At 73.7% G+C, this 11,654-nt stretch carries 12 protein-coding genes; 8 read left to right on the top strand and 4 right to left on the bottom strand.

Features of this window, described 5'->3' with window-relative positions:
• The first annotated feature begins 260 nt into the window (after window positions 1-260).
• Entirely contained in the window at window positions 261-1,601 is a 1,341-nt protein-coding gene (locus DDW44_RS02035) for an NsdA family TPR-like regulatory protein (protein WP_027732967.1), read from the top strand.
• Between the two features lie 86 nt (window positions 1,602-1,687).
• Complete coding sequence (locus DDW44_RS02030; protein ID WP_017945478.1) at window positions 1,688-2,218, top strand: NUDIX hydrolase; 531 nt, start codon at window positions 1,688-1,690, stop codon at window positions 2,216-2,218.
• Window positions 2,219-2,278: 60 nt separating this feature from the next.
• Here DDW44_RS02030 and DDW44_RS02025 read toward each other — a convergent pair whose 3' ends face one another.
• Together DDW44_RS02025 and DDW44_RS02020 are read right to left on the bottom strand one after the other, a co-directional pair.
• Complete coding sequence (locus DDW44_RS02025; protein ID WP_018891436.1) at window positions 2,279-2,536, bottom strand: hypothetical protein; 258 nt, start codon at window positions 2,534-2,536, stop codon at window positions 2,279-2,281.
• A 304-nt stretch (window positions 2,537-2,840) separates the two neighbouring features.
• Window positions 2,841-3,701: a 3-hydroxybutyryl-CoA dehydrogenase gene (locus DDW44_RS02020; protein WP_027732966.1), complete on the bottom strand. Its 861-nt coding sequence runs from the start codon at window positions 3,699-3,701 to the stop codon at window positions 2,841-2,843.
• A 259-nt stretch (window positions 3,702-3,960) separates the two neighbouring features.
• Here DDW44_RS02020 and DDW44_RS02015 point away from each other — a divergent pair, with 259 nt between their 5' ends.
• On the top strand, window positions 3,961-5,139 hold the full coding sequence (locus DDW44_RS02015) for a glycoside hydrolase family 10-like protein (protein ID WP_483027311.1): 1,179 nt from the start codon (window positions 3,961-3,963) through the stop codon (window positions 5,137-5,139).
• A gap of 9 nt (window positions 5,140-5,148) precedes the next feature.
• Here the strand turns inward: DDW44_RS02015 and DDW44_RS02010 are convergent, their stop codons facing one another.
• Together DDW44_RS02010 and DDW44_RS02005 are read right to left on the bottom strand one after the other, a co-directional pair.
• Entirely contained in the window at window positions 5,149-5,343 is a 195-nt protein-coding gene (locus DDW44_RS02010; RefSeq protein WP_017945482.1) for a DUF1918 domain-containing protein, read from the bottom strand.
• Between the two features lie 132 nt (window positions 5,344-5,475).
• Window positions 5,476-6,453, bottom strand: coding sequence for a DMT family transporter (locus DDW44_RS02005; RefSeq protein WP_108905346.1), 978 nt, complete (start codon window positions 6,451-6,453; stop codon window positions 5,476-5,478).
• Here DDW44_RS02005 and DDW44_RS02000 point away from each other — a divergent pair.
• The 5 genes from DDW44_RS02000 to argJ all read left to right on the top strand — a co-directional run bounded on the left by DDW44_RS02000 (window position 6,353) and on the right by argJ (window position 11,531).
• Entirely contained in the window at window positions 6,353-7,933 is a 1,581-nt protein-coding gene (locus tag DDW44_RS02000; RefSeq protein WP_425275616.1) for an aminotransferase-like domain-containing protein, read from the top strand. The genes DDW44_RS02005 and DDW44_RS02000 overlap by 101 nt on opposite strands.
• Window positions 7,934-7,964: 31 nt before the next feature.
• A complete protein-coding gene (locus DDW44_RS01995; RefSeq protein ID WP_108905344.1) occupies window positions 7,965-8,420 on the top strand; it encodes a GNAT family N-acetyltransferase in 456 nt (151 codons plus the stop codon).
• A 61-nt stretch (window positions 8,421-8,481) separates the two neighbouring features.
• Window positions 8,482-9,057, top strand: coding sequence for a histidine phosphatase family protein (locus DDW44_RS01990; protein ID WP_027732962.1), 576 nt, complete (start codon window positions 8,482-8,484; stop codon window positions 9,055-9,057).
• A 294-nt stretch (window positions 9,058-9,351) separates the two neighbouring features.
• A complete protein-coding gene (gene argC / locus DDW44_RS01985; RefSeq protein WP_018891419.1) occupies window positions 9,352-10,380 on the top strand; it encodes an N-acetyl-gamma-glutamyl-phosphate reductase in 1,029 nt (342 codons plus the stop codon).
• Window positions 10,377-11,531 carry a bifunctional glutamate N-acetyltransferase/amino-acid acetyltransferase ArgJ gene (gene argJ, locus DDW44_RS01980; RefSeq protein WP_108905343.1) on the top strand — a complete coding sequence of 385 codons (1,155 nt, stop codon included), beginning with the start codon at window positions 10,377-10,379 and terminating at the stop codon, window positions 11,529-11,531. Before argC ends, argJ begins: the two co-directional genes overlap by 4 nt.
• Window positions 11,532-11,654: the final 123 nt, after the last annotated feature.

The raw sequence follows: 11,654 nt of genomic DNA, 5'->3' as shown, positions 1-11,654 counted from the left end.
GGGCAATCGCTCGCGGCCGGCGCCGTCCGTCCTGCCGCGGAGTGTCGGGCAGATCAGCAGGACGGACGGCGCGGGTACGGGCCGCCGTACTGTACGAGGGGGAGCCGGCGGCCCGGCCGCCTCCTTGAGAGGAGGAACAGTCAACCGGCGCGAGAGGGACGGCGGCAGAGCGCGCACGCCACGGATATATGCACTTGTTTCACACCCCGTGCGAAGCCCGCTCCACTACTCTGGGCCACACCGAGCCAACGGAGGGCCCCATGCAGCCCAACACCCTGCTCGACGCGCTGCTGGACGAGGCGGGCATCTCGCACGCCGGCCTGGCCGCCCATGTGAACCAGGCGGGCCGGGCCAGAGGCCTCGCACTCCGCTACGAGCACACCGCGGTGGCACGCTGGCTCAAGGGCCAGCGCCCCCGCGGTCAGGTACCCGACCTGATCTGCGAGGTGCTCGCGGGCCGGCTGCGCCGCCCGGTCACCCTCGACGACATCGGCCTCGGCGTACCGGGGGAGTCGGCGGCCGAGCACGGCTCACCGCTCTCCGGCTTCGTGGAGCGCGCCACGGCGCTGTGGCGCTCCGACGAGCAGCAGCGTCCCCATGTCATCGGCGCGCCCGCGGTCACCGGCACTCCCGCCGTGATGCCCGTCTGGGAGTGGGAGAACCCGCCGGAGGACGCGGACGTCTCACGCGACGGACGCACCCGGGTCGGCATGGCCGACATCAAGCTGCTCCGTGCCGCCCGGGCCCACTACGAGCTGATGTACCGCAAGGCCGGGGGCATCGCCACCCGCTCCCGGATCGTCGGCTTCCTCAACAGCGAGGCGGCGCCGCTGCTGCGGGGCGCCTACAGCGACGCCCTCGGCCGCCAGTTGCACCGGGCGACCGGTGGACTGGTGGCCGTCGCCGGGATCTGCGCCTACGACTCGGACGCCCACGGACTCGCCCAGCGCTACTTCCACCAGGCGCTGCGGCTCGCCAAGGCGAGCGGCGACCGGGGGCTCGGAGCGTATGTGATCGCGCTGCTGGTGAACCAGTCCCTGTTCCTGGGGGAGTACCGGCAGGCGGTCGCGTTCGCCGAGGCGGCGTTGCGGTCGGCCGGCGGGCAGATCACCCCGGCGCTGGCCACCGACCTCTATGCGATGCAGGCGAAGGCCTACGCCCATCTCGGCGACGGGGGCGCGGCGTTGGGCCGGGTCCGGCGCGCCGAGGAGGAGGCGGAGCGGATCCTGCCGGGGCACGAGCCGGATGAGACGGGTTATGTGCAGCCGGGGCTGGTGAACGTCCAGGTGGCCGAGGCGCTGCTGTGCCTGGGGGAGCTGAGGGCGGCCAGGGAGCACGCGGCGGCCGCGGCCGCCGTGCCGTCCCACGACCGGGGGCGGGTGCACCGGCTGGCCGTGCTCAGCCAGATCGAGCTGCGTCAGGGCGAGGCCGACCGCGCCGCGCGGACCGCCGTCGAAATGACCGAACGGGCCAGGGGGATGGAGTCGCAGCGGCTCAGGGACCGGCTCCGGGCGGTGCGGGCGAAGCTGGCGGCGAACGGCTCCATCCCGGCCGCGGAGGCGGCCGATGTCATCGAAGGGGCCCTGCGCGTCCCCCTGTGAGCCCTCCCGCGGCCTCTGCGGGCGTTCCCCTCGGCCCGGGCTCCTGCTGCGATATTGCCACCTACGCGTCGGAAGGTGGCAGAACCGTGCAGTGGACGAAGCTGAGTGAGCAAGCCGTCTATGAGAACCGCTGGTTCAGGGTCAATCTGGCGGATGTCGAGTTGCCGGACGGCCGGCATCTCGACCACTTCCTGATCCGGCTCCGCCCGGTCGCCGTCGCGACCGCCGTCAACGAGGCCAACGAGGTGCTGCTGCTGTGGCGGCACCGGTTCATCACCGACAGCTGGGGCTGGGAACTCGCCGCGGGCGTCGTGGAGGACGGTGAGGACATCGCGTTCGCCGCGGCCCGGGAGATGGAGGAGGAGACCGGCTGGCGCCCCGGACCGCTGAGGCATCTGCTGACCGTGGAACCGTCGAACGGGCTCACCGACGCCCGGCACCATCTCTACTGGTCGGAGGGTGCCACCTACATCGGCCCTCCCGAGGACGCCTTCGAGTCCTCGCGCCGTGAGTGGATACCGCTGAAGCTGGTGCCCGACATGATCGCCCGGGGCGAGGTCCCGGCCGCCAACATGGCGGCCGGGCTGCTGATGCTGCACCATCTGCGCCTGGGGTGAACCCGGGACGGACCGCCGGCCGTCGTGGGCCGGCGCCGCGGGCCGGAGGCGGGACGGCCCTCAGCCTGCGACCGCCTGCCAGACCGCCACCGCCAGCGCGCCCATCGCGGTGAGTGCGGCGACCGCGGGCAGCGGCCATCTGCTGTGCTCGAGCACCACCACGCGTGCGGCCAGATCGTCGAGGTCCCGGTCGATCCGGTCGTGCCGCTGGGCCAGCAGGGCGAGGTGCCCGTCGATACGGGCGAGGCCGACGTCGAGGGAGCGTCGCAGTTCGGCGAACTCCTCGACGGCGGCTAAGTGATCGGGGTCGGTGGTCACCTGTCTGCTCCTGTTCACGATGGTCGTCCGGTGGTCCCTCGGCCGAGCGATCCCGAGTCAACACTCCCTGGTGGGAGCAGGGGAGCGTGTGCGCACGGCATATGCGGACACGCTCCTCACACCCCGTGTGAAACACCTGTGCGAATCGTGCGCGGCGCGGCGGGCCGCACGGTGCCGCGCGGCGCCGGCGCGTGGAACGGGTGCGGTGGGCGGAACCGGCGCGTGGCCCGGGTACGGAGTGCGGGGACGGCGTCCGACCCGGGGGACGCGCCGCGTACGCCCGACCCGGGGACGCGCCGCGTCCTCAGGAGTACGTGTAGAAGCCCGAGCCCGTCTTGCGGCCCAGCCGCCCCGCGTCCACCATCCGCTGCAGCAGCGGCGGAGCCGCGTACAGCGGCTCCTTGAACTCGGCGTACATGGAGTCGGCCACCGAGGCGACCGTGTCCAGGCCGATCAGGTCCGAGAGCTTCAGCGGGCCCATCGGGTGGGCGCAGCCCAGCTCCATGCCGTTGTCGATGTCCTCGCGGCTGGCGATCCCCGACTCGAACATCCGGATCGCCGAGAGCAGGTACGGGATCAGCAGCGCGTTCACCACGAAGCCCGAGCGGTCCTGGGCGCGGATGGCGTGCTTGCCGAGCACCTGCTCGACCACGGCCTCGGAGCGCTTGATCGTCTCCTCCGAGGTGGTCAGCGCGGGGATCAGCTCGACGAGCTTCTGCACCGGTGCCGGGTTGAAGAAGTGGATGCCGACGACCTGGTCGGGGCGGGAGGTCGCGACGGCCAGCTTCACCAGCGGGATCGACGAGGTGTTGGAGGCGAGAATGGCGTCCCGGCTGGTCACCACCTGGTCCAGTACCTGGAAGATCTCGGTCTTGACCTGCTCGTTCTCCACGACCGCCTCGACGACGAGGTCGCGGTCGGCGAACTCCCCGAGGTCGGTGGTGAAGCTCAGCCGCTCCAGCGTCGCCTGGTGCTCCTCCTCGCTGATCTTGCCGCGCTCGGCGGCCTTCGCGAGCGAGTTGCAGAGCCGCGTCCGGCCGATCTCCAGGGCCTCGCCGGTGGTCTCGGCGACCTTGACCTCGAGTCCGCTGCGGGCGCACACCTCCGCGATGCCGGCGCCCATCTGGCCACAGCCCACCACTCCGACGCGGGATACGCCGGCCACGGTGTCGGTCACATCGGTCACATCGTGCCTTTCGCTGATCTCGGTGCGGCAGGCCCGCATGGTTCCGGCGCCCGCCTCGACGCCACGACGTTACTCCGCCGGTGCGTGTGCACCGGTGCCCGGGGCGGGCATGCTGTGCGCTGACGGCCGCGAAGGCGCGGCGCACGGCGGTCCGGAGGCTCGTTGCATGACCCGGCACATGAGGCAGATCACCCGGCGGGGGTTCGTCACGGCGGCCGGCGCGCTCGCGGCGCTGGGCATGGCGGGGGAGGCGGCCGCGGCCCCCGCACACGGCCGCCGGCGGAGCTGCCCCGAGGAGTTCCGCGGGATGTGGGTGGCCACGGTCGCCAACCGGGACTGGCCCTCCCGGCCCGGACTGACCGCGGCCCGGCAGCGTGCCGAGCTGCTGGCCTACCTCGACCGCGCGGTGGACCGCCGGCTGAACACGGTGATCCTCCAGGTGCGGCCGACCGCCGACGCGCTGTGGCCGTCCCCGTACGAGCCGTGGTCCGCGTACCTGACCGGCGTGCAGGGGCGGCATCCGGGCTGGGACCCGCTGGGCACCGCCGTGACCGAGGCCCACGCGCGCGGACTGGAGCTGCACGCCTGGTTCAACCCGTACCGGGTCGCCGGCCACACCGACCCGGGCCGGCTGGCGGCGAACCATCCGGCGCGCAAGCACCCCGAATGGGTGCTTCCGTACGGTGGAAAGCTGTACTACAACCCCGGTCTGCCCGAGGTCAGGGCCTTCGTGCAGGACGCGATGCTGGACGCGGTCGCCCGCTACCCGGTCGACGCCGTCCACTGGGACGACTACTTCTACCCCTATCCGGTGGCCGGGGAGGACTTCGGCGACGACGCGGCGTACCGGCGGTACGGCGGGGGGTTCCGGGACAAGGCCGCGTGGCGGCGCCACAACATCGATCTGCTGGTGCGGGAGACCGCCGCGCGCATCAAGCGCATCGACCCCGGGATCCGCTTCGGTATCAGCCCGTTCGGGGTCTGGCGGAACTCCTCCACCGACCCGCTCGGCTCCGCCACGCGAGCGGGTGTGGAGACCTACGACGACCTGCACGCCGACACCCGGAAATGGGTCCGCCAGGGCTGGATCGACTATGTGATCCCGCAGTTGTACTGGAACATCGGGTTCGGCGCCGCCGACTACGCGAAGCTGGTGCCGTGGTGGGCCGGTGTGGCCCGGGGCACCGGTGTGGATCTGTTCATCGGCGAGGCGCTCTACAAGGCCGGCGACCCCGCTCAGCCCGCCCCCTGGCAGGATCCGGCCGAGCTGTCCCGTCACCTCACCCTGGCCCGCCGCTACCCGGAGGTGCGCGGCCACTGCTTCTTCGCGGCGAAGGAAGTCGTCACGGACCGGATCGGCGCCATGGCCAGAGTGGTGACCGACCACTACCCGACCCGGGTCCGGCCGCCGCGCTGAACCTCCGGTTCAGGACTCCTGGCGGTGGCGTACGACGCAGTCGGGGCCGGGTGACATCAGGCACTCGTGACCGTCGTCCTCGAAGCGGACGCGGTAGGGCGGGCTGCCCTTGTCCCCCAGTACCTCGACGACCTCGGCCGTCCGGTCGTGCTGGCCGACCACGCGGCCGTGCACGAGCAGCTTGTCTCCCACACTCGCTTCCATCGTGCCTGACCTCCTTGTAGGGGGCTGTCGCTGATCGCTTCTCGCTTGAACGGGGGTTGACGGTAATCGACGGGGGTTGACGGTAATCGGGGTAATCAGAGTCTACGTCCCGATACGTGACCCGTGTCACCCTCAGACGCGCGCCCGCTGGGTGACGGCGATGCACACGAGTACGGCCACGGCGGCCACGGGAGCCGCGGGGGAGAGGGGCTCCGCGAGAAGCAGCACCGACCAGACGAGGGTGAGCAGCGGCTGGGCGAGCTGCAGCTGGCTGGCCCTGGCGATGCCGATGGCCGCCATGCCGCGGTACCAGACGTACAGCCCGAAGAAGGTCGATCCGGCGGCCACCCAGAGAAGCCCGCCCACACCCTGCACACTCAGCCGGACCGGTTCGGCCATCAGGGCGAACACCGCCGCGGCGGCGCCGAGCGGCAGGCACAGGACCAGGGCCCAGCCGATCACCTGCCAGCCCGGCATCAGCGCGGCCAGCCGGCCGCCCTCGGTGTAACCGGCGGCGCAGACCAGGAGCGCGGCGAAGAGGTACAGGTCCCCCTCCGACAGGGCGCCGCCGTTCCGGCCCAGGGTGAACGCCAGCACGACCGCCGCGCCGGTGAGCGCGGCCGCCCAGAACGTCCGGGACGGCCGCCGGCCGGTGCGTACCGCGGCGAAGGCGGCGGTGGTCAGCGGCAGCAGACCGACGACCACCGCGGCGTGCGACGCGGTGGTCGTCCGCAGCGCGAGGGTCGTCAGCAGCGGGAATCCGACCACCACCCCGCCCGCGACCACGAGCAGCGGAGCCAGGTGCCGCCGCTCGGGCAGCGGTACCCGCAGGGCGAGCAGGAAGCCTCCCGCGACCACGGCCGCCAGGACGCTCCGCAGGGCGACCAGCGACCAGGGCCCGAACGACTCCAGCCCCCAGACGGTGGACGGGAAGGTCAGGGAGAAGGCGACCACCCCGAGCGAGGCGAGCAGGGTGCCCTGCCGGGCCCCGGACCGGACCGGCGGGGCCGTGGCGTCCGCCGGAGGGACGGCCCGCTCCTCGGTGCCGCGGAGGGCGGTATCGGCGGCTGCTATCGGCCCGGCGGGGGTAGCGCTATTCTTGGCTCTCATGCAAGAGCGTAGCAGTGTCGCCGAACTGGCCGGTATCCTGCGGGAGGAGCTGAACCGCTACTCTCCGGGTGAGAAGTTGCCGTCGAGTCGGACGCTGGTCGAACGGCACCGGGTCTCGCCCGTCACGGTCTCCCGCGCCCTGGCCCGGCTCGCCGCGGAGGGGCTCGTCGTCACCCGCCCCGGCGCCGGGGTCTTCCGCGCGCAGCCGACGACGGACTCCGTCGCCTGCGCCGACACCTCCTGGCAGGAGGTCGCGCTCAGTGCCGACGCCGCCCCGGAGGCCGTGCCGCGGGCCGTGGACGCCTCCGGGGTCCTCGTCACGCTCGCCGCGCCCCCGCCGGGCGTGATCGAGTTCAACGGCGGCTATCTGCACCCGTCACTCCAGCCCGAGCAGGCGATGGCGGCCGCGCTCGCCCGTGCCGGCCGGCGTCCCGGCGCCTGGGGCCGCCCACCGGCCGACGGGCTGCCGGAACTCCGCGACTGGTTCGCCCGCGGCATCGGCCCGGGCTTCACCGCCGCCGAGGTGCTGGTGACCGCGGGCGGCCAGTCCGCGCTCACCACCGCCCTGCGCGCTCTCGCCCCGCCGGGCGCCCCGGTGCTCGTGGAGTCCCCCACCTACCCGGGCATGCTCGCCATCGCCCGGGCCTCGGGGCTGCGGCCCGTACCGGTGCCCGTGGACCCCGCCCACGGCGTCCGCCCCGACCTGCTCGCCGCGGCCTTCCGCGCGACCGGCGCCCGGGTCCTCGTCGCCCAGCCGCTCTTCCAGAACCCCACGGGGGCCGTGCTCGCCCCCGAGCGCCGCGTCCAGGTGCTGCGGATCGCCCGCGCCGCCGGGGCGTTCGTCATCGAGGACGACTTCGCCCGCCGCCTCGTCCACGCCGACGCGGGTCCGCTGCCGGCCACGCTCGCCGCCGACGACCCCGACGGCGTCGTCGTCCACGTGTGCTCCCTCACCAAGGCCACCTCGCCGAGTCTCCGGGTGGGCGCCCTGGCCGCCCGCGGACCCGTGCTGGAGCGCCTGCGCGCCATCCACGTGGTCGACAACTTCTTCGTCGCCAGGCCCCTGCAGGAGGCCGCGCTCGAACTCGTCGGCGCCCCCGCCTGGAGCCGCCACCTCAGGGCCGTCGCCGCCGAGTTGGCGTCCCGCCGCGGCGCCATGACCGCCGCCGTGCGCCTCCGGCTGCCCGAACTCGCCCTGCCGCACATCCCGGCCGGCGGTCACCACCTCTGGCTCCGCCTGCCCGACGGCACCGACGAGACGGCCCTGGTCTCCGCGGCCCTCCGCGCCGGCGTCGCCGTCGCCCCCGGCCGCCCGTACTTCAGCGCCGAACCGCCGGCCGGGCACCTCCGGCTGAGTTTCGCCGCGGTCGCCGGGCAGGCCGAGATCACCGAAGGGGTGCGCCGGCTGCGCACCTCCTGCGACGAGATCCTGGGCGCGGCGCGCGCTGACCGGGACCGGGCGCGCCCGGAACTCCGATGACAACCGGCGCCGGCGCTGCGAAGGTACCGGGATGAGCGACCCGACCGTCACCCCCGCCGGCTACGAGATCTCCTGCGACCCGGCCCGCCTGGACCCCGCCCGGATCCACCACTGGCTCTCCACCGACGCCTACTGGGCCCTCGGCCGCAGCCGGGAGCAGCAGGACCGGGCCATCGCCGGCTCACTCAACTTCGGGGCCTACGAGCGGGCTTCGGGCCGGCTCGTCGCCTACGCGCGCGTGGTGACGGACCACGCCACCTTCGCGTGGCTGTGCGACGTCTACGTCGACCGGGCCGTACGCGGAAGGGGACTCGGCACCACCCTGGCGGCGGCGGTACGCGACCGTCTCGCGCCGCTGGGACTGCGGCGGATCCTCCTCGCCACGGACGACGCGCACGGGGTGTACGAGAAGGCCGGCTTCGCCCCGATCACCGACCCGGAGAAGTGGATGGCCGCCGACCTGACCCGGCCCCGAAGCCCCGGGTGACCGGCGCCAACGGTCCGTGACCCCCCTTGACCGGGCAGGTGCCGGGCACCACGATCCCGCCATGAGTGTTCGGGTCACCTTCGTCACCGCCGCGCGCTGCGCGTCCCGGCTGGCCGAGCGCTTCGACGACGACCGGACCCTGGACGCGGCCGGCTGGCACGAGGTGCGGCTCGCCGCGCCCGCGCTGGTTCCGCTGGGCGCCGCGGAGCTGCGGTACTGCTCGCCGACCGCCCGCAGCCGGGCCACCGCCGGTGCCCTCGGCTACGCCACGCTGGCGCAGCCCGCGCTGAGCGACTGCGACATGGGCCGGTGGCGCGGCCGTACGCTCGCCGAGGTGGCGGCGGTGGAGCCGGACGCGGTGGACGAGTGGCTCGCCGAACCGCGCTCGGCGCCGCACGGCGGCGAGCCGTTGCTGGGCTTCATCACCCGGATAGGGGGCTGGCTCGACACCCGGCCCGCCGACGACGGGAGCTCCGTACTGGCCGTCGCCGAGCCGGACGTGGTGCGCGCGGCGATCGTGTACGCGCTGAAGGCGCCGCCCGCGACGTACTGGGGCGTGGACGTGCGGCCGCTGTCCACGGTGGTGCTGACCGGCAGGTCGGGCCGCTGGAACCTGCGACTGGACCGGGGCTGGTGAGGCCGGGCCGCTGAAGGCTTCGCGGGGAGGCGGGCCGGGGGACGGCCGAGGTGGTGACGGCCGAGGTGGCGGATGGCCGAGGTGGGGGCGCAGGTGCTTCCGACCGCACGGCGGCGGTGCGTCCGTGCCGGCCGGCCGCACGAGGGAGCCCGCGCGCCTGCTCGGCGGGCGTCGCGGGGCGCACTCGGAGGCACGCGGGAGCTGGCGGCAGCTGGCGGCAGCGGGCAGGGAGAGCACTCAATTGCATAAAACTTCGGAACTGCGTATAGTCATGCCATCGCGAGGGAGGAATCGATGGCACTACGCGCAGCAGTCGCGGGAGCGAGCGGCTACGCGGGCGGGGAACTGCTCCGCCTGCTCCTCTCGCACCCCGGGGTCGAGATCGGGACCCTGACGGCCAACTCGAACGCCGGACGCCGGCTCGGGGAGCTGCAGCCCCAGCTGCAGCCGCTCGCCGACCGGGTGCTCGCGGCCACCACCGCCGATGTGCTCGCCGGGCACGACGTGGTGTTCCTCGCCCTGCCGCACGGCCAGTCCGCCGCGGTCGCCGAGCAGCTCGGCGACGAGGTGCTGGTCGTCGACATGGGCGCCGACTTCCGGCTGCGCAGCGCCGCCGACTGGGAGAGGTTCTACGGCTCCGCGCACGCCGGGACCTGGCCCTACGGCCTCCCCGAACTGCCGGGTGCCCGCGACGCGCTGGAGGGGTCCAGGCGCATCGCGGTGCCCGGCTGCTACCCCACCGCCGTCTCACTCGCGCTGTTCCCCGCGTACGCGGGCGGACTCGCCGAGCCCGAGGCCGTGATCACCGCCGCCAGCGGCACCTCCGGCGCCGGCCGGACGCTCAAGTCCCATCTGCTCGGCTCCGAGGTCATGGGCTCCATGAGCCCGTACGGCGTCGGCGGCGGCCACCGGCACACCCCGGAGATGGTCCAGAACCTCAGCGCGGTGGCGGGCGAGCCCGTCACCGTGTCCTTCACCCCCACCCTCGCTCCCATGCCCCGCGGCATCCTCGCCACCTGCAGTGCCAAGGCCCGGCCGGGCACCACCGCGGAGGCCCTGCGGACCGCCTACGACAAGGCCTATGCGCACGAGCCGTTCGTCCGGCTGCTCCCCGAGGGGCAGTGGCCGGCGACGGCGTCCGTCCAGGGCTCCAACGCCGTCCAGGTCCAGGTCGCGCTCGACGCGGCCGCCGGCCGCGTCATCGCGATCAGCGCCATCGACAACCTCACCAAGGGCACGGCCGGCGGCGCGGTCCAGAGTATGAACATTGCCCTCGGTCTGGACCAGACCACGGGCCTTTCCACGATCGGAGTGGCACCTTGAGCGTCACCGCTGCACAGGGATTCACGGCGGCCGGTATCGCCGCCGGGATCAAGGAGAACGGCAACCCGGACCTGGCCCTCGTGGTCAACAACGGGCCGCGCCGTGCCGCCGCCGGCGTCTTCACCTCCAACCGCGTCAAGGCCGCCCCCGTCCTCTGGTCCGAGCAGGTACTCAAGGGCGGCGAGGTCTCCGCGGTCGTCCTCAACTCCGGCGGCGCCAACGCCTGCACCGGCCCCAGGGGCTTCCAGGACACCCACGCCACCGCCGAGAAGGCCGCCGCGGTCCTGGAGGGCCACAGCGCCGGCGAGATCGCCGTGGCCTCCACCGGTCTCATCGGCGTCCCGCTGCCGATGGACAAGCTGCTGCCCGGCATCGAGAAGGCCGCCGCCGAGCTCAGCGCGTACGGCGGCGAGAAGGCCGCCATCGCCATCAAGACCACCGACACCGTGCACAAGACCGCCGTCGCGACCCGGGAAGGCTGGACCGTCGGCGGCATGGCCAAGGGTGCGGGCATGCTCGCCCCCGGCCTCGCCACCATGCTCGTCGTCCTCACCACCGACGCCGACGTGGACGGCCCCGGCCTCGACAAGGCCCTGCGCGACGCCACCCGCGTCACTTTCGACCGGGTCGACTCCGACGGCTGCATGTCCACCAACGACACCGTGCTGCTCCTCGCCTCCGGCGCGTCGGGGATCACCCCGGCGCACGACGAGTTCGCCGACGCCGTACGCAGCGTCTGCGACGATCTCGCCCGCATGCTCATCGGCGACGCCGAGGGCGCCAGCAAGGACATCCGCATCGAGGTGGTCAACGCCGCGAGCGAGGACGACGCCGTCGAGGTGGGCCGGTCCATCGCCCGGAACAACCTCCTCAAGTGCGCCGTCCACGGCGAGGACCCGAACTGGGGCCGCGTCCTGTCCGCCATCGGCACCACCCGGGCCGCCTTCGAGCCGGACCGGCTCAACGTCGCCATCAACGGCGTCTGGGTGTGCCGCAACGGCTCCGTCGGCGAGGACCGGGAGCTGGTCGACATGCGCTACCGGGAGGTCCGGATCACCGCCGACCTCGCCGCCGGGTCCGAGTCGGCCGTCATCTGGGCCAACGACCTCACCGCCGACTACGTCCACGAGAACAGCGCCTACTCCTCCTGAACGAGCCGGGGCGGGCCCGCGCCCGGGCGTCCGGGCGGGTCCGACCCGCCGGCGGGTCCGGGCGTCCGGGCGAGCCCGGGTCCGGGCCCCGGCCGCAGCGCCGGGCGAGCCGGGCCCCCAGCG

This window comes from Streptomyces tirandamycinicus (genome assembly GCF_003097515.1).
Classification (GTDB): Bacteria; Actinomycetota; Actinomycetes; order Streptomycetales; family Streptomycetaceae; genus Streptomyces; species Streptomyces tirandamycinicus.
The sequence above is the reverse complement of the archived record's forward strand: the minus strand, read 5'-3'. Positions and strand labels throughout refer to the sequence as shown.